The sequence below is a fragment of the Enterobacter sp. BIDMC 29 genome, from assembly GCF_019378755.1.
GTDB lineage: Bacteria > Pseudomonadota > Gammaproteobacteria > Enterobacterales > Enterobacteriaceae > Enterobacter > Enterobacter ludwigii.
Genome location: NZ_CP080000.1, coordinates 637,942 through 654,487, shown reverse-complemented (window position 1 = coordinate 654,487; position 16,546 = coordinate 637,942). Strand labels below are relative to the sequence as shown.

Annotated in this window: 19 protein-coding genes; 7 read left to right on the top strand and 12 right to left on the bottom strand. The window is 55.4% G+C overall.

Translation table 11 applies throughout. From position 1 onward, the window contains the following. Window positions 1-14 precede the first annotated feature (14 nt). Genes gspK through gspC form a run of 9 tightly spaced genes read right to left on the bottom strand, consistent with a single transcriptional unit; the run spans window position 15 to window position 8,315 of the window. Window positions 15-1,025, bottom strand: coding sequence for a type II secretion system minor pseudopilin GspK (gspK, locus tag JTA15_RS03010; protein ID WP_032681350.1), 1,011 nt, complete (start codon window positions 1,023-1,025; stop codon window positions 15-17). Next, window positions 1,022-1,645: a type II secretion system minor pseudopilin GspJ gene (gspJ, locus tag JTA15_RS03005; protein ID WP_047355708.1), complete on the bottom strand. Its 624-nt coding sequence runs from the start codon at window positions 1,643-1,645 to the stop codon at window positions 1,022-1,024. The genes gspK and gspJ overlap by 4 nt, the downstream gene beginning before the upstream one ends. Next, window positions 1,642-2,022, bottom strand: coding sequence for a type II secretion system minor pseudopilin GspI (gene gspI, locus JTA15_RS03000; protein WP_014169336.1), 381 nt, complete (start codon window positions 2,020-2,022; stop codon window positions 1,642-1,644). Before gspI ends, gspJ begins: the two co-directional genes overlap by 4 nt. Beyond that, window positions 2,015-2,500, bottom strand: coding sequence for a type II secretion system minor pseudopilin GspH (gene gspH, locus JTA15_RS02995; protein WP_014169335.1), 486 nt, complete (start codon window positions 2,498-2,500; stop codon window positions 2,015-2,017). Before gspH ends, gspI begins: the two co-directional genes overlap by 8 nt. Further along, window positions 2,500-2,949, bottom strand: coding sequence for a type II secretion system major pseudopilin GspG (gspG, locus tag JTA15_RS02990; RefSeq protein ID WP_219372843.1), 450 nt, complete (start codon window positions 2,947-2,949; stop codon window positions 2,500-2,502). The genes gspH and gspG overlap by 1 nt, the downstream gene beginning before the upstream one ends. Window positions 2,950-2,952: 3 nt before the next feature. Beyond that, window positions 2,953-4,161, bottom strand: a complete 1,209-nt coding sequence (gene gspF, locus JTA15_RS02985; RefSeq protein WP_219372842.1) for a type II secretion system inner membrane protein GspF — start codon at window positions 4,159-4,161, stop codon at window positions 2,953-2,955. Beyond that, window positions 4,161-5,639 (bottom strand): type II secretion system ATPase GspE, encoded by a 1,479-nt coding sequence (gspE, locus tag JTA15_RS02980; RefSeq protein ID WP_014169332.1) that lies wholly within the window; start codon window positions 5,637-5,639, stop codon window positions 4,161-4,163. The genes gspF and gspE overlap by 1 nt, the downstream gene beginning before the upstream one ends. Window positions 5,640-5,653: 14 nt before the next feature. Then, the gene (gspD, locus tag JTA15_RS02975) at window positions 5,654-7,570 is read right to left on the bottom strand and encodes a type II secretion system secretin GspD (RefSeq protein WP_219372841.1); all 1,917 of its coding nucleotides are present in this window, start codon (window positions 7,568-7,570) and stop codon (window positions 5,654-5,656) included. A gap of 13 nt (window positions 7,571-7,583) precedes the next feature. Further along, window positions 7,584-8,315 carry a type II secretion system protein GspC gene (gspC, locus tag JTA15_RS02970; protein ID WP_219373228.1) on the bottom strand — a complete coding sequence of 244 codons (732 nt, stop codon included), beginning with the start codon at window positions 8,313-8,315 and terminating at the stop codon, window positions 7,584-7,586. 300 nt (window positions 8,316-8,615) lie between these two features. On the opposite strand from gspC, the gene JTA15_RS02965 reads away from it, so the two are divergent. After that, window positions 8,616-10,178 carry an ExeA family protein gene (locus tag JTA15_RS02965; RefSeq protein ID WP_219372840.1) on the top strand — a complete coding sequence of 521 codons (1,563 nt, stop codon included), beginning with the start codon at window positions 8,616-8,618 and terminating at the stop codon, window positions 10,176-10,178. Further along, on the top strand, window positions 10,178-10,774 hold the full coding sequence (locus tag JTA15_RS02960) for a hypothetical protein (protein WP_219372839.1): 597 nt from the start codon (window positions 10,178-10,180) through the stop codon (window positions 10,772-10,774). Before JTA15_RS02965 ends, JTA15_RS02960 begins: the two co-directional genes overlap by 1 nt. Here JTA15_RS02960 and JTA15_RS02955 read toward each other — a convergent pair whose 3' ends face one another. The 3 genes from JTA15_RS02955 to JTA15_RS02945 form a co-directional block, all read right to left on the bottom strand. Next, window positions 10,775-11,398, bottom strand: a complete 624-nt coding sequence (locus JTA15_RS02955; RefSeq protein ID WP_020884862.1) for a helix-turn-helix domain-containing protein — start codon at window positions 11,396-11,398, stop codon at window positions 10,775-10,777. A 268-nt stretch (window positions 11,399-11,666) separates the two neighbouring features. Beyond that, entirely contained in the window at window positions 11,667-12,497 is an 831-nt protein-coding gene (locus JTA15_RS02950; protein ID WP_032677767.1) for an N-acetylmuramoyl-L-alanine amidase, read from the bottom strand. Beyond that, entirely contained in the window at window positions 12,494-12,817 is a 324-nt protein-coding gene (locus tag JTA15_RS02945) for a heavy metal-binding domain-containing protein (protein ID WP_006174327.1), read from the bottom strand. The genes JTA15_RS02950 and JTA15_RS02945 overlap by 4 nt, the downstream gene beginning before the upstream one ends. A gap of 97 nt (window positions 12,818-12,914) precedes the next feature. On the opposite strand from JTA15_RS02945, the gene JTA15_RS02940 reads away from it, so the two are divergent. From JTA15_RS02940 to artM, 5 genes are all read left to right on the top strand, one after another. Next, window positions 12,915-13,433, top strand: coding sequence for a lipoprotein (locus JTA15_RS02940; RefSeq protein WP_014169325.1), 519 nt, complete (start codon window positions 12,915-12,917; stop codon window positions 13,431-13,433). Between the two features lie 226 nt (window positions 13,434-13,659). Next, window positions 13,660-14,388, top strand: coding sequence for an arginine ABC transporter ATP-binding protein ArtP (artP, locus tag JTA15_RS02935; RefSeq protein WP_014169324.1), 729 nt, complete (start codon window positions 13,660-13,662; stop codon window positions 14,386-14,388). Window positions 14,389-14,408: 20 nt separating this feature from the next. Beyond that, a complete protein-coding gene (gene artI / locus JTA15_RS02930; RefSeq protein ID WP_020884864.1) occupies window positions 14,409-15,140 on the top strand; it encodes an arginine ABC transporter substrate-binding protein ArtI in 732 nt (243 codons plus the stop codon). A 6-nt stretch (window positions 15,141-15,146) separates the two neighbouring features. After that, window positions 15,147-15,863, top strand: coding sequence for an arginine ABC transporter permease ArtQ (gene artQ / locus JTA15_RS02925; protein WP_014169322.1), 717 nt, complete (start codon window positions 15,147-15,149; stop codon window positions 15,861-15,863). Next, entirely contained in the window at window positions 15,863-16,531 is a 669-nt protein-coding gene (gene artM, locus JTA15_RS02920; protein ID WP_025204592.1) for an arginine ABC transporter permease ArtM, read from the top strand. Before artQ ends, artM begins: the two co-directional genes overlap by 1 nt. Window positions 16,532-16,546 lie beyond the last annotated feature (15 nt).

The window sequence follows — 16,546 nt, the reverse complement described above, 5'->3', positions numbered from 1 at the left end:
GCCATCTGCTTTTCTTATTCAATCATTCGGTAACGACGTTGCCACGTCACGATCTCACCGGCTTCGTTATTGACCTGAAGCTGGCTTACCACGCGAAGCGTTAGCGCATCGGTGTTGCCGGTATAGTTAACGCGGAAGTACCGGCTTTGGGTGGAGAGTTGTCCGGCCACCTGCGGAAGGTCGTCTTTCACCTGCGGGAAGGCCTGCTCCAGCGCGTTGCTGAAGGTTTCCATATTTTCCCAGCCGGTTTCAGGTCGCGATTCAATCAGGCGAACGGCATCGTCTTGCGTTATTTTTCCGGGGAACATGGCGGCCAGTAAGGCGGCCTGTTCCGGTTTCAGGGTGTTCACATCCACCTTGCTGGCGGTATCCGGTAAGGCACACAGCAGCGTGCTCACCTTCCGGTATGCCGTTGCCGGAAATGCCGGCAGCAGCGTGATCTCAGCGATCGTGCGCATCATCTGGTTTGCGGGCTGCCGGGGGGGCACCACGCCCGCCCAGGCATCGCCCTCCGCCCCCTTGCTGGCCGTGGTGGTATCGCCATCCAGATAGTCCACCAGCTGCGAGTAAACCTCGTGCGCCGTGGACTGGCTGAGGCCACTCCCGGTCAGGAGTTGCTCAACAATCTGCTCTTTCCGCGGTTTTTCCGGCACCGCGGGCGCATTTTGCCCCTGCGCGATGTCATCGGCCGCCAGCAGGTTATTCACGTTGAAGCAGTCCTGGGCGTCTTCTACCTGACTGACCACCGTGTAATCGTCACCCCGGGTCTCCAGCGGCTGATGCCAGTCACCCTGCAGGGTAAGGGCTTTACTCTCACCGCTGGCGTCGCTCTGCAGACGATCTTTGACCACCTTCTCCTGAGCCTGCATGGCCCAGCGCAGCTGCTGCTGACTCACCTGGTAATGGGTTTTCTGCAGATTGCGGCAGAACTGCTGGCTGATTCTGGCAGCCAGCGCCGACATCATGACCAGCAGGATCAGTACCACCAGCAGCGCGACGCCTTTCTGTTTACGTAAAGCCTTCATGATGTCGCTTCCGCTGCAGGTGGCGCGGCAGGTGCGTCTGCGGGCGCTGGCGCGGCGGCCTCGGGGATATCGCCCGGCGTCGTAAACACCCAGCGCCAGGTTTCCCCGTTTTCCATCGTCAGCGTCAGCTCGACGCCATCCGGCAGATGTGCCGGGTCGTTCCAGCTTTTTTGCCAGCCCTGACGGTAAAAACGCCACTGCAGAGATTTCACCTCGCCGACAATCGGCACCGCATCGGGTCTGGCACCCGCCGGGCTGTCAATCACCGGCCAGACATCCCGGTACAGTCGCCCCTCTTCCAGCCGCCAGCGCACGCGCTCCAGCTGTACGGTTCCGCTCACGCCGTTCAGCGTGGTCAGCTCAAGGCCGTCATCCCCCTGACGAAATGTATCCGGCTCGTTGCGCGGCGCACGCGCCTGAAGCTGATAGAAATCGCGTTCCATCAGGCTCCAGGCACGCTGAAGCTGATTGAGCTTTGCCGCGCTGGCCTCCGTCGCCGAACTGGTGCGCATCGCCCCGTCGAGGATTTGCCAGGCCAGGGTGCTGATCACCGCAAAAATGGTCAGCGCAATCATGATCTCCAGCAGGGTAAATCCCCGCTGGCGTCGGATTTTCTTCACGGTTCCTCTCCCGGCGCGATGACCTGCAGTGAAATAACCGGCTGGCTTTCATCGCCTTCTGCATAGACGCGGATGGCATTCGCCCAGCCGTTAGCCGCGGTTTTTACGCGCTGCTTTCGCCAGGCCCAGCTGCGCCCGCCCATGACCTCTGCCCCCTGCGCTTCAGCGTCAGGAAAATCACGTCTGTTGAGCTGCGCCTCCGCCAGTTGATTTTCGGCGACCCAGCTGGCCTGCAATGTATCGGCCAGCCCGTGGGTGAAACGCACGTTCAGGGAGACCGAGTTCATCAGCGCCAGTGCGGCGGTGGAGAAGATGACCAGCGCGACCATCACCTCCAACAGAGTCATCCCCTTTTGCTTTCTCTTGCCGTTAGCCATCGTTTTCTACCGTTACAGGGGCCGCGCCTTGCGACACCACGCGGAAATGGTGCGCGTTGTCGCGGCTTTGCAGCGCCAGCGTAAAGCGGCTGATTTCACCGTCTGGCAGAAATAACACCTGCGGTTCGGATGTCACCGTGGCGGCGAGACGCTGCGGCGTGAGCGAGACGTGCATCTCCGGCGGGAAATCACCCCGGGTCGTTATCCGCCCCGCGGATAACGACACCCAGTGACGTTCACCGTTTTTATCCTCGAGCGTCACCAGCCGGTATTTATCCGCGGTCATAACCAACCCCACGATATTTCCGTCCATCACTGCCCGGTCTGAACCATAATCAACGAGGGCTTTTAATTGCTGACCAAATATATCCGCACCGCTGCGTGAGGGTATTGTTGAAACCACCATCATGGCGCAACTGGCAAATATCACCAGCGCCAGAATAATTTCCAGCAACGTAAAGCCGCGTTGACGTTTCATTATTTCTCTTTCTTATCCAGAGACCAGTTTGTAATATCATCGGCGGTATTGGCTTCGCCATCTGGACCTGCGGAGAAAACGTCTACGGCACCGTGTTCACCCGGGCTGACCAGAATATAATCCCCGCCCCACGGGTCCTGCGGCAGGCGGCGGATATAACCGTCCGCACGGTAGCCGTTGGGAATTGGCGCAATCTCTGGCTTCGCGACCAGCGCCTGCAAGCCCTGTTCAGTGGTGGGATAGCGGTGATTATCCAGCTTATACATATCCAGCGAGCCTTCGAGCGCGACGATATCGCTGGTCGCTTTTTGGGTATCCGCTTTTTCTTTATTGCCCATTAAATTGGGTACCACCATACTCGCGAGTACGCCGAGAATAACAATAACCACCATTAATTCGAGCAAGGTGAAGCCCGCCTGGCGAGCCAGGTGTTTACGTTTTATAGCCATGATTTAACCTACCATATTATTAAGTTGCAGAAGCGGTTGTAATATTGACAGGACGATGAATAAAACAATCGTCGCCATAGATACCACCAGTGCCGGTTCAAATACCGACAGCGTTAACGTAATACGATGCTGTAATGCCGATTCCTGGTTTTCCGCCGCGCGGTCCATTAAATGGCCTAATTCCCCACTCTCTTCCCCGGAGGCAATCATATACAGCATGATCGGCGGGAATAATTTCGCCTGCTCCAGAGCCGTATAAAGCGATGCCCCCTGGCGCACGGTATCCGCCGCCTGCTCCAGCACCTGCCGGGCATACCGGTTTTCGATCCCGTCCATCGCGATATACATCCCCTCCAGCAACGGCACGCTACTGGCCTGCAGAATGCTCAGGGTACGGATATAGCGGGCGCTGTTGATGGCGCAGACCAGCTTTTTGACGGGCGAACCGTTCACCAGCCAGTTGTGCCAGCGAAAACGATTTTTAGCGTTTCGAAGCCAGGCCTTAAAACCCATCATCCCGCCAGCCAGGCTGCCGACGATATAGAGGCCGTAAACCTGCAGGAAATCACTCACCGCGATCAGCGTGCGGGTGGTGATCGGCAGCTGCTGTTTCATATGGGTGAACTGCTCAATCACCTGGGGCACAACCGCCACCAGCAGAATGCCGATCACCGCGATGGCCACCACGGTCAGGGTGATCGGGTAGACCATCGCCTGCGTCAGTTTGCTTTTCATCTTCTGACGCTGCTCGTTGTACTCGGCCAGCTTTTCCAGCACGTCGCCCAGATGGCCGGTCTTTTCACCGGCCATTACCAACGTGCAGTAGAGCTTGTCGAAGCTGCGCGGAAACTGGCTGAAAGCGTCAAACAGCGTATGCCCTTCCACCACCTTCTCGCGGATGTCCACCACCATCGCCGCGAGCTTTTTATCCTCCGTCTGTTTCGCGATTGCCTTCAGCGCGCTCTCCAGCGGCAGCGCAGCGTTGACGAGCGTCGACAGCTGACGGGTAAACATCGACAGCACCGGCGTGGAGAGTTTTGCCCCGGCGTTCGCATTACCGGCAGCCGCAACCTCACGGGTTTCGTTGATGCTGACGGGCATTAGCTTTTGCTCGCGTAACATCTGGCGGACCTGCTTTTGCCCCTCAGCCTGCAACGTGCCACGCCGGGTTTTGCCCGCGGTATCCATCGCCGTCCAGGCGTAGAAGGCCATTACGCATCTCCTCCGCGCTCGGCGGTGACGCGCATCACCTCTTCCAGCGAAGTGACGCCGCCGATCACCTTCAGCAGCCCGTTCTCACGCAGGCTGTAGGCCTGCTTAAAGAGTTCGGTTTCGATGGCCATTTCGTCTTTATCTTCATGAATGGCGCGGCGCAGGGTGCTGTCGACCACCAGAAACTCATGAATACCAGCGCGCCCCTGATAACCGCTCTGGCGGCAGTGTTCGCACCCCACCGCGCGATAGATCGCGTGTGGCGGCTGGTCCATAAAGCTGAACAGCGCCTTTTCATTGTCATCCAGCGGACTGGTGGTACGGCAGTGCGGACACAGCCGACGCACCAGACGCTGGGCAATGACCCCCAGTAACGATGAACCGATTAAAAACGACTCCAGCCCCATATCCCGCAGGCGGGTTATCGCCCCGGCGGCGCTGTTGGTGTGCAGCGTAGACATGACCAGGTGACCGGTGAGCGACGCCTGCACCGCAATTTGTGCCGTCTCGGCGTCACGGATTTCGCCGATCATCACCACGTCCGGGTCCTGGCGCAGAATTGCGCGCAGCCCGCGGGCAAAAGTCATGTCCACGCGCGGGTTAACCTGCGTCTGCCCTACCCCTTCCAGCTCGTATTCAATGGGATCTTCTACGGTCAGGATGTTGCGCTCATGGCCGTTCAGCGCCGAAAGAATCGCGTACAGGGTGGTACTTTTACCGGAACCCGTTGGCCCGGTGACCAGGATAATGCCGTGCGGGCGGTCAATCAGCCCTTGTAACTTCTCCCGTTCTTCATCAATCAGCCCAAGCTTGTTGATATCAGGCTTGAGATTGCTTTTATCGAGCAGACGCATGACCACACGCTCACCATACTGGGACGGAATGGTCGATACGCGCACGTCGACAGCCTTACGGCCAATGCGCAGGGAAATACGGCCATCCTGCGGCAGACGTTTCTCCGCGATATCCAGCCGGGACATCACCTTGATACGCGAAACCAGCAGCGGCGCGAGCTTACGCGCGGGCTGCAACACCGGACGCAGCACGCCGTCGACGCGAAAGCGAATGCTCAGCGTACGCTCGAAGGTTTCAATATGAATATCCGACGCGCCCTCTTTTACCGCCTCGCCGAGAATGGCGTTGATCAGGCGGATCACCGGCGAGTTTTCATCGTTATCGAGCAGATCTTCGTTGTCCGGGATCTCCTCGGTTAACGCCATCAGATCGATATCGGCGTCCATATCGTCCACCAGTTGCTGGGACACCCCGCTGCTCTGCTGCCAGATCCTGGCCAGCATTTCATCGAAGGCTTCCGCCGTCAGGGTGACCGGGACAAACGCGCGTCCCAGCACCCGACGCACTTCCAGCAGCGCGAGTGCCGGGGTGTCATCACGGATATAGACCGCATCGTGATAAAATAAAACGCCGTTATCTTTTGCGTAGCCGCTGCTACACAGGGTTTTGCTCAGTTCGTCCACGTGATACCTCCGCCTTACTCTTTAAACGGATTGCGCGACGCGCTGGATTTCATCGATACAGCACTCGCAGCAGGGAACGCGGGTAACACGGCGTTATCCGCCGGTTCAATGATCCCGAGCTTTTTCTCCTCAACGCGCTGCTGCTGGCGGGCGCGGATCTGGTCATATTTCTCTTTCGACGCCGCGCTGTAGTTGTCGTCGTCACGCAGCACGGTGGTATGAATAAAGACCATCAGGTTGCGTTTGGACGCGTCCTGCGAGGTGTAGCGGAAAAGCTGCCCGACCAGCGGAATATCCCCCAGCAGCGGCACTTTGGAGACCGACTGCTTAGTGACATTCTCCATCAGGCCGCCGAGCACCACCGTTTGCCCGCTGTGCACCATCACTTCGTTATTGATGGTTCGGGTATTAAAGGTTGGGCCAAGGCTGGCGTCTTCCGTTGCGCTGTTGTCGACGCTTGAGACCTCCTGCTCAATCTTCAGGTGGATCATGTCGCCGTCGTTGATTTGCGGCACAATTTTCAGTTTGGTCCCCACCGTCTTGCGCTCTACGGAGTTAAAGACATTATCGCCACTGGTGGTCTGCGAACCGGAAAGCACCGGCACGTCCTGACCGACATTAAATGACGCCTCTTTGTTATCCAGCGTGACCACGCTTGGCGTGGAAAGGATGTCGTTTTTGCCGTCGGTTGAGAGCGCGGTCATCAGCGCACCGAAATCACCGTTAAAGAAGCCGGTCGCCAGGCCAGTAAAGCTGGCGCCCTTGATGGTGCCATTTTTTATCTGACTAATGGGCAGGCCGGTGGAGCCGAACTGGACGCCACCGTGCTTGCCGGTCCACTGCACGCCGAGATCCAGACCGTTGCCGTCCTGCACTTCAGCAATGATGGCTTCCACCAGCACCTGCGGACGGCGGATGTCGAGCTTGTCGATCACCTTCTCAAGGGAGTTCATCACGTTAGGCTGCGCGGTGATCACCAGCGAGTTGGTTGACTCGTCGGCGGTAATATTCAGATCGGTTGCCGCGGTGGCCGTTTTCGCCTTCGCGGTGCCGGCTTTGTCTTTCAGCTGTTCGCCAATACCGGTGAGCACCGGAACCACTTTGGTGGCGCTGGCGTACTTGAGATAGAAGACGCGGGTATTCCCCTCGTTGTTCTGCTCGCGATCTAACTCATGGATCAGGCTGCGGGTACGCGTGCGCGCATCCTCCGAACCGCTGATCACCAGGCTGTTGGTTTCGTCATCCGCCACCACTTTGGTGGCCAACTGCGGCGCGTTCTGCCCTTTCTGCTCTTCGTTGTTGAGATTATTCAACATGTCGGAGAGCGCTTTGGCGGAAGCAAAGCGCAGGGGGACGATTTCGCGACGCTGAACACCGTCTTTATCCACGCGCTGGACCAGATCCACCAGCCGGTTCACCACGGACGCTTTACCGGTTAACAACAGCACGTTGGAAGGCTCGAAGTGCACCACGTTGCCGATGCCGGTAGCATCGTTCAGTTGACGCAACAGCGGCGCGAGTTCACGCACCGGCACGTTTTCCATGCGCACGACACGGGTAATAATCTCATCGCCTTTGCCCGGGTTTGTGCTGTCTGCCAGCGGCGCACCGGCGGTGCGGGCCACGCTTGAGCGCACCACTTTAACCATGCCGTTATCCATCGGGATCACCGAGAGACCGTAGAGATCCAGCACGCTCAGGAAGAACTGGTAATACTCATCCTCCGTCAGCACGTTGTAGGTTCTGACAGATACGGAGCCCTGAACCGACGGGTCGACGAGAATGGTTTTGTTAAGGTTGCGGCCTACCGTATCGATAAATTCTCGGATATCGGTATTTTTAAAACTCGCGCTAAAGTTGGCTGCGAGCAGCGAACCCGAATATAACGACAATGCGGTCAGCGCCACGCACGCCCATGGAAATTTCTTCATGTCTGTACACTTATTAATTGTTAAGAACATTGACCCGAATATTTTCAAGGTGAGCGTGACGTCTGACGACAACCTCCGCTTCTTTCATTTTTGACCATTCAGCAATAATATTTTTTGCCTTTACTTCATCGGTCATATCGACAGCATTCACTTCGACTGCCACGTCCCCTTTTTTCAGTCCTGAATGGCTATAAAAGGAAGAAGCATTCCGGGGATTAATGGCATAGCCTTCCAGTTGGCCTTTTTCGACAACCGGTTTTAATACCAGATAATCATTCAGATGCAGCGTGTCTGCGCCTGCATCTTTTGTCGATTTGGTTACCGGGCCGCTATCAACGCCGCCCTTGAAATAATCCGGTTTCTTTAAGGCCAGCGTCTGCGTGATGCCTTCATAATTCACGACGACACTGTCTTTGTTAATTTCCTGAATAAAGGCATCGTTAAACCCGGTCAGCGGCTCCCCTTCGCGGTAGCTCTTCTGGCCCGCGGGCGTTTTAATAACAGCGAAGGAAAGCCAGGGGTCATCACTGCGCACAATGCCTTCTATTTCCGCCGCCAGCGGGGCTTTTAGCGCAGCCGGCCCAATGTCCTGACGTGCTGCCGCCGTGAAAAGCGTGAATGTTTTCTCTTCGCGGCGGTTTTTCAGCGGCTGCGCATCAGAGTTAGCCAACCTATTCGTAACCTTTTTATAATCTTTAAACGTGAAATATCCTTGCTGGCCGCTAAAAATTAACAGCACCAACATCATGCAAGGGGTTATCCACCGTGACAGAAATGAGAACCTCATTTTTCATCTGGCCTTTAACAAAGCGAAAATAAGCAGCATCACGCTGCGACAAAACGTGTGAAGAGAGTAATGAGACGCGGTGAGTACGGCCATCGACTTCGCCACCAACTTTAATAAAGAAAATTATTGACCGTCTAAAATCGAGGTGTTAGGACATTTCTGCCGGATATTTTTACCCAGTTGAAAAATTGATCGCCCCGTCTCCTTACCGTAATTTCACGACCTGTTGCTATTCCTCATCAGAGACGGTAAGTCGTTATGTATCAGAGCCACTTTACTTTTAAAACCCCGCCCTTCAGGAAGGTCACCCGCTTATCCGGGGATTTTCTGGTGCCTTATCATCAGGACGTCTTTAACCTGCTGAAAGAGAAAACCCAACAGGCGGGAATATGCGGGCTCTTTAGCGACGATACCTCGCTGTTGGGCCAGTTCAGCGATGCGCTGAAAAACAGCGACAACCGCGTTCTTGCCATCAACGCGTTTCCAAAACTGAGCGCCAGTAGCCTGCTGTACAAGCTCAGCCCGGACACGAAAGCGATCGCCAGCCGTATTCAGGCGGTCGATACCGTGCTGCAGCAGTGGCAAGCCGGGAAAACGCAGGCCACCGTGCTGGTCATTTCCCATACTGAAGCCATGAAAGAGACCTGCCGGACGGTGCTGGGGATGTTGCTCACCCGTGCGCAGGAGCTGGGGTGTCATTTATCGGTGGTGCTGACGGGCGCGGAAAATCAGGCGGCGCTGCTACAGCAATCTGATCTGCGTGAATATGTGCATACCCACCACACCTTGCGCCCCCTGACCTGCCGTGAATATCTCAGCTACGTGCAGGCGCAGTGCGAAGAGCACGGGGGCGAAAACTCGCCGTTATCCCCGGCGCGCGTGCGTAAGATGCACGCAATGACAAAAGGGAAAATCAGTGAACTGAATGCGCTGGCGCACCTGTCGATGCTCGCGGCCTGGACCGAACGCGCAAGCCAGGTCAGTCCGCGACATTTACGCCTGGCGGCCGCAGAGGTGCTGCCCGCGAAAAAACAGGGTAAGCGTCTGGCAACGGTTTCACTGTTTGCCTCTGTGCTGTTCGCGGCTTGCGGCTGGTATTTCACCGCCTCAATGACTGCTCGCCTCCCGGTTTCTCTGCCGGTCCCGATAAGCTGGAAACACCCGGCCGCCCCCGTTCAGGCCCCCGTCGTGCCGGTTATCGACAAGGAAATAGTCAATCAGCCGGACGCGATGCATCAGCTTTATCTGATGTGGGGGTATGACGCCTCGGCGGACGATGCGCTGTGTCAAAACGCGGTGAAGGTAAACCTGATGTGTAACCAGGGAAATGCCTCTCCGGATGCGCTGGCAGGCGAAGGTTATCCGTGGGTGAGCGAGCTCAAAACCGGCAATCATCTTAACTATGCGGTGGTCGCCCGCGTCGGAGAAACCTCGATGGACCTGCTGATGAATAACCGGACCTGGCAGGTCAGCCGCAGCTGGTTTAACCGGCATGCAACCGGAAACTATACGCAACTGCACCGCCTGACGCCGGAAGGTAAAGACGCCATCAGCGCAACCAGTGACGGCAAAGAGATGAGCTGGCTTGATCAGCAGCTGAGCCAGGCCCTTTCTCAGCCTGAAACCCACGCTCAGCGCTGGACTGCGGAGATGATGAAACGCACTCGCGCGTTCCAGCAAAAAATGCATCTGCATGTGGACGGTATTCCCGGCGAAGAGACATTGATGCAGTTAATGCGGGAAACCAACACCACGCCGAGCGTATTGATCCAGGCTTCGCATGCAATACCGGATGCGAAAATGCAGGAGAAGCATTCCTGATGTCTACTATCAGCCTTGCGGCTCAGCGCAGTTACACCACCGGGGAAGCGGTCTGGTTTTCATATCGCCTTCCCGGACTGAGATACGTTTTTGCCCACACCGTTTTAGGACTCCTGGGTCTGTGCGCCATGCTGATGGCCGGGTTGTACGCGCATGTGTATTGGGATCTGCGCCACCCTGCCCCCGCCCCCATCAACGCGAGCAGTGCCAGACCGGAAACACAGCTTTCAGATATGCATTATGTGTATGTGAGCAAACCCTTCCCGCATCCGCACCCTAAACCTGCGCCGGTGCATGAGGATATGCCAGCCCTGCAGGATCTGCCGATTAACGGCGATGATACCGACTGGCAGCAGGCGCCTGAAGGAGCGGCTCAGCACGATACCGCGCGGGATACGTTACCCGGAACTGGGGCGCACACCGACGCTTCTGCACGGGCTGGCAGCGACAGTTCCTCATTAACAGAATTGTTTAAGCAGGCGTTAAAAGAACAAGAGCAGGATTATTCGCAAGGCAAAATTCCCGCGCCGCCGGTTGACGAAACGCAGGATATTTCCCGGTCCCCTTTACGTCATAAAGGAGACCGGCTGGAGTAATTAATATTTTTCAGGCAAGGATGTCAGGTTAAGGAGTCGCCCCTTTTCCACCACAATATACTGACCTTTTTTCAGGTCGGAGAGAATTTTAATAATGGTACTGCGTGCCAGGTTGGTGTATTCCTGAATATAGTCATATATATTGATATCACGCTGATGCTGAACAATCAGTTCATTAATCTCGTATAAAAATTCGCGCACCACCGAATAGGCACTGCGGGCAACCAGCACATCGTCACGCTTGCTCAGCATACAAATATACCAGGAGAGCACTTTCGTCAGTTCCGGCCACAGATTGTTTTCAGTCATTAGCTGGGCGAAGTCCTCTTTTTTTATCGAGCGCACGACGGTATTTGACCGAATGAGGCCATACATGTGCGTGGCGCTGTAAAACATAGAACAAAGCCCAAATATACACGGCCCCTGCACGGTGAACATGCACAGTTCATCAGATTCGCGGCGGAACTCAACGTCGCCACTGACGATAATATGAATATACTGTGAATCACTGGTAGATATTTTCTGCCACTTTTTTAACGTCTTCTCTTCAAATCCTGACGTTGCAGAAATAATTGCATTGACTTCGTTTTGCGGACGTAATTTTTTACCGTAGATGCTTAACATTATTATACCCAATTTAAGATGTGAAATATAAAACTCAGGATTAAGACGTAAGGCCTCAACCCAGGAATATTTTCCTGATGAAACACTCAAGGAGAAAATAAAAGTAGAAATTGTTTACGTTAATTTGCTGCTTTACTTAGCAAGCTATGTGTCCATCTTAAATCCGGATAATTTTAAGTCAATTAACTAAAAATGAATTGAGTTTGTACTTAAGATTAATCTTACTTAAATTACGCGAAAAATACTCACGAGGGGGTATCCCGCAGGATCACCCCTGTCCGTACTTTTCCAGAAGCGCTTCAGCGATGGCCAGCGTTTCCCGGTCAGCCACACCATTCCACAGCTGTGGACGGAAGTGCATTTGAAACGCGGTAATCACTCTTTTCTGCTGCTGGGCTGTGGCAGCCTCCGGCACTTCATAGCCATACCGCGCTAACAGATCGAGCAGCAGTGCGCTGTCCACTTCCTGATAGCGTGGCTGCCCATTGAGATAAAAGTTGACGCGGTCCGGATCGGGCCAGGCACCAATTCCCTGCTGCGCCAGTTCGCGCCAGGGGAACAGCGGGCCGGGATCGTCTTTACGCTGGGGGGCAATATCAGAGTGCGCGACGACGTTCTGCGGCTTAATGTCGTAGCGGGCGATAATGTCTTTGGCGAGCGGGATCAGAGCCGCAATTTGCGCCGGCTCGAACGGGGTGAAGTGTTTTACTCCCGCCGTTTTTTGCCAGCCCCGGTTTTCCAGCTCAATCCCCACGGAGGTGTCATTAATACGGTTGGTGCCGCGCCAGAAGCTGATGCCGGCATGCCATGCCAGTTCGCTCTCCGGCACCAGCTGCCAGATACGCGGTTTGCCCTCAGGGGCAGGCGGTTTGGCGGGGATCAGGTAGTGAGAGCTGACATTCTTGTCGGTTAACGTCGCCAGCGAGCTGTCAAAGTCATCGGCGGTGTAGTGGATCACCAGCACCTTTATACGCGGGTAAGCCGCCTGGGCCTGATGGCGGGTATCCAGCTCATAGGCACCTTTATCAATAATGCCTTTTTCCGTGGCGCACCCTGCCAGCAACAGCGCCAGCAGGAGTGTGGCAAGCGAGCGCTTCATCGACGGGTTTTCACCGCCGTACCGCTTACGCTCACCATCAGCATGCTGGCATCTTTACCGACCGTTTCGTAGTCAATATCGATGCCTACCACGGCATCTGCACCCAGCGCCTTGGCCTGCTCGCCAAGCTCTTTAAACGCAATTTCGCGGGCTTTGCGCAGCTCTTTCTCATACGCGCCAGAACGTCCCCCCACGATATCGCGAATGCCGGCAAAGAAGTCCCGGAAAATGTTCGCGCCCAGTATGGCTTCGCCGGTGACCACGCCGCAGTACTCGGTAATAGGTTGCCCTTCCAGGGTAGGCGTTGTTGAAAACTGCATACTTTCTCTCCTTCTTTAGCGTTCAATGCCTTAGGTACAGCATTATCGGTTCGTTACGCTATGATTGAAAGGATAGTTAATAAATAAGGAAATCAACATGCGCTATTCAGCTTTAACACTTTTCGTGCCCTGCGCGCTGGTGCTCAGCGCCTGCACCACCACGGTCACGCCAGCCTTTAAGGATATTGGTACCCGCAGCGGCCCATGCATTGAGGGCGGCCCGGATACCGTGGCGCAACAGTTCTATGATTACCGCATACAGCACCGCAGCAATGATATTACCGCCCTGCGACCGTATCTGAGTGACGGCCTGGCGAAACTGCTGAGCGACGCCACCCGCGATCCGCAGCATAACGCGCTGCTTAAATCCGATCCGTTCTCCAGCCGCGCCACGCTGCCTGACAGCGCCGAGGTCACCAGTGCTTCAACGATCCCAAACACCGATGCGCGAAACATTCCCCTGCGCGTCAAACTGACCCAGGGAACCCAAACCTGGCAGGATGAAGTGCTGATGATCCGTGAAGGTCAGTGCTGGGCGGTGGACGACGTAAGGTACGTCGGTGGCAGCGTTCACGCCCCGGCAGGCACGCTCCGCCAGTCAATTGAAAACCGCTAAGCCTCCCGTCTAAAAAGCGTTAACCCCGTAAAATGTGCGGCATTTCATGCGGAATGCCGACATTTATACTCGCCGACATTGCCGTTCGCTATTTTGTGCTATGTTTAGAGGGTATTGCGGGTTATATTTAACTTTTAACGCAGAAATATTGCATAACTATTCTGTCAACGGTACTATCTGCGGCCTCAATTGCTATAGATTGCCTGGATGAGTAAAGACTGCCCCGATGAGTATTAAACTAAACGGCATTAACTGCTTCTACGGCGCACACCAGGCGCTGTTTGACATCACGCTGGACTGCCCGGAAGGCGAAACGCTGGTTTTGCTTGGCCCAAGCGGTGCAGGTAAAAGCTCCCTTCTGCGTGTCCTTAATCTGCTTGAAATGCCCCGTTCGGGTACGCTGGCTATCGCCGGTAACCATTTTGATTTCGCGAAAACACCGTCTGATAAAGCGATTCGTGAACTGCGTCAAAACGTTGGCATGGTCTTCCAGCAATACAATCTCTGGCCGCATCTGACCGTACTGCAAAACCTGATCGAAGCCCCGTGCCGCGTGCTGGGCTTAAGTAAAGATCAGGCGATCGCGCGTGCGGATAAGCTGCTGGAGCGTCTGCGCCTTAAGCCTTACAGCGACCGCTATCCGCTGCACCTGTCCGGTGGTCAGCAGCAACGTGTGGCGATTGCCCGTGCGCTGATGATGGAGCCTGCGGTACTGCTGTTTGATGAACCGACCGCGGCGCTGGATCCCGAAATTACCGCCCAGATCGTGAGCATCATTCGCGAGCTGGCGGAAACCCATATTACTCAGGTCATCGTAACCCATGAAGTGGAAGTGGCGCGCAAAACGGCCAGCCGCGTGGTCTACATGGAAAACGGGTATATCGTTGAGCAAGGTGATGCGAGCTGCTTCTCAAACCCGCAAACCGATGCGTTCAAAAACTATTTATCTCATTGATTGTGTCAGGGGAAATGATAATGAAAAAAGTATTACTTGCCGCGCTGCTCGCCAGCGTCACCCTTTCCGCTACCGCAGCCCAGACGATTCGTTTCGCGACTGAAGCGTCTTATCCTCCGTTTGAATCCATTGATGCGAACAATAAAATTGTCGGCTTTGACGTGGATCTGGCAAACGCCCTGTGTAAAGAGATCGACGCAACCTGTACCTTCAGCAACCAGGCGTTCGACAGCCTGATCCCAAGCCTGAAGTTCCGCCGTATCGACGCCGTTATGGCCGGAATGGATATCACCCCTGAGCGCGAAAAACAGGTTCTCTTCACCACCCCTTACTACGACAACTCTGCCCTGTTTATTGGTCAGAAAGGCAAATTCACGTCGGTTGATCAGCTGAAAGGCAAGAAAGTGGGCGTGCAGAACGGCACCACGCACCAGAAATTCATCATGGATAAACACCCGGAAATCACCACCGTTCCGTATGACAGCTACCAGAATGCGAAGCTGGATCTGCAGAACGGCCGTATTGATGGCGTGTTCGGCGACACCGCCGTGGTGACCGAGTGGCTGAAAGCCAACGATAAACTGGCACCAGTGGGCGATAAAGTGACCGACAAGGATTACTTCGGCACGGGTCTGGGTATTGCCGTTCGTCAGGGCAACACTGAGCTGCAGCAGAAATTCAACGCTGCGCTGGAAAAAGTGAAGAAAGACGGCACCTACGAAACCATCTACAAAAAATGGTTCCAGAAGTAATTCCTGATGAATGAAATTTTTCCTTTAGCAAGCGCCGCCGGGATGACCGTCGGCCTTGCCGTTTGCGCACTGATTATCGGCCTTGTGCTGGCGATGATCTTTGCGGTATGGGAATCAGCAAAATGGTTCCCTGTCGCATGGGCCGGCTCAGCGCTGGTCACCGTGCTGCGTGGGCTGCCTGAAATTCTGGTGGTCCTGTTTATCTATTTTGGCTCCTCGCAGCTGCTGTTAACGCTGTCGGACGGCTTCACCCTCAATCTGGGTGTGGTACAGATCCCGGTGCAGATGCAGATTGAGAACTTTGACGTCAGCCCGTTCCTGTGCGGCGTGATTGCTCTCTCTCTGCTCTATTCCGCGTATGCTTCGCAAACCCTGCGCGGTGCGCTGAAAGCGGTTCCGCAGGGACAGTGGGAGTCTGGCCAGGCGTTAGGCTTGTCGAAATCGGCGATCTTCTTCCGTCTGGTGATGCCGCAGATGTGGCGTCATGCGCTGCCCGGGCTGGGTAACCAGTGGCTGGTGCTGCTGAAAGATACCGCGCTGGTAAGCCTGATCAGCGTGAACGATTTAATGCTGCAAACCAAAAGTATCGCGACCCGTACCCAGGAGCCGTTTACCTGGTACATCGTGGCGGCGGCTATCTACCTGGTGATCACGCTGGTGAGTCAGTACATCCTCAAGCGCATTGATCTGCGTGCGACGCGCTTTGAACGGAGACCAGGCTGATGCTTGACTATTTTCCGGAGCTGATGAAAGGGCTGCACACCAGCCTGACGCTGACCGTCGCATCGATCATCGTGGCGCTGATCCTGGCGTTGATCTTTACCATCGTCCTGACGCTAAAAACGCCGGTGCTGGTATGGATTGTGCGAGCCTACATTACCTTGTTCACCGGTACACCGCTGCTGGTGCAGATCTTCCTGATTTACTACGGCCCGGGCCAGTTCCCGTCGCTGCAGGAGTATCCGGTTATCTGGCACCTGCTTTCTGAGCCATGGCTGTGCGCCCTGATTGCCCTTTCGCTGAACAGTGCGGCCTATACCACGCAGCTGTTCTACGGGGCTATTCGTGCCATCCCGGAAGGGCAATGGCAGTCCTGTGGTGCGCTGGGCATGAGCAAGAAAGACACGCTGGCTATTTTGCTGCCGTACGCGTTTAAACGTGCGCTCTCCTCCTACTCCAACGAAGTGGTGCTGGTTTTCAAGAGTACGTCTCTGGCCTACACCATCACGCTGATGGAAGTCATGGGCCACGGGCAGCTGCTCTACGGACGCACCTATGACGTCATGGTGTTTGGTGCCGCGGGCGTGGTCTATCTGGTGGTAAACGGTTTGCTGACGCTGATGATGCGCCTTATCGAGCGTAAAGCGCTGGCGTTTGAGCGCCGTAATTAATCACCGTTTTGCATA

Bases quoted from the DNA above. Each gene is read 5' to 3' on its own strand.
- JTA15_RS02955 (WP_020884862.1), bottom strand. From the start codon at position 11,398: ATGTTAAGCATCTACGGTAAAAAATTACGTCCGCAAAACGAAGTCAAT.
- gspG (WP_219372843.1), bottom strand. From the start codon at position 2,949: ATGGCTATAAAACGTAAACACCTGGCTCGCCAGGCGGGCTTCACCTTG.
- JTA15_RS02945 (WP_006174327.1), bottom strand. From the start codon at position 12,817: ATGCAGTTTTCAACAACGCCTACCCTGGAAGGGCAACCTATTACCGAG.
- JTA15_RS02940 (WP_014169325.1), top strand. From the start codon at position 12,915: ATGCGCTATTCAGCTTTAACACTTTTCGTGCCCTGCGCGCTGGTGCTC.
- gspD (WP_219372841.1), bottom strand. From the start codon at position 7,570: ATGAAGAAATTTCCATGGGCGTGCGTGGCGCTGACCGCATTGTCGTTA.
- artM (WP_025204592.1), top strand. From the start codon at position 15,863: ATGCTTGACTATTTTCCGGAGCTGATGAAAGGGCTGCACACCAGCCTG.
- JTA15_RS02965 (WP_219372840.1), top strand. From the start codon at position 8,616: ATGTATCAGAGCCACTTTACTTTTAAAACCCCGCCCTTCAGGAAGGTC.
- gspC (WP_219373228.1), bottom strand. From the start codon at position 8,315: ATGTTGGTGCTGTTAATTTTTAGCGGCCAGCAAGGATATTTCACGTTT.
- gspH (WP_014169335.1), bottom strand. From the start codon at position 2,500: ATGAAACGTCAACGCGGCTTTACGTTGCTGGAAATTATTCTGGCGCTG.
- JTA15_RS02950 (WP_032677767.1), bottom strand. From the start codon at position 12,497: ATGAAGCGCTCGCTTGCCACACTCCTGCTGGCGCTGTTGCTGGCAGGG.
- JTA15_RS02960 (WP_219372839.1), top strand. From the start codon at position 10,178: ATGTCTACTATCAGCCTTGCGGCTCAGCGCAGTTACACCACCGGGGAA.
- gspF (WP_219372842.1), bottom strand. From the start codon at position 4,161: ATGGCCTTCTACGCCTGGACGGCGATGGATACCGCGGGCAAAACCCGG.
- gspK (WP_032681350.1), bottom strand. From the start codon at position 1,025: ATGAAGGCTTTACGTAAACAGAAAGGCGTCGCGCTGCTGGTGGTACTG.
- artI (WP_020884864.1), top strand. From the start codon at position 14,409: ATGAAAAAAGTATTACTTGCCGCGCTGCTCGCCAGCGTCACCCTTTCC.
- artP (WP_014169324.1), top strand. From the start codon at position 13,660: ATGAGTATTAAACTAAACGGCATTAACTGCTTCTACGGCGCACACCAG.
- gspI (WP_014169336.1), bottom strand. From the start codon at position 2,022: ATGGCTAACGGCAAGAGAAAGCAAAAGGGGATGACTCTGTTGGAGGTG.
- artQ (WP_014169322.1), top strand. From the start codon at position 15,147: ATGAATGAAATTTTTCCTTTAGCAAGCGCCGCCGGGATGACCGTCGGC.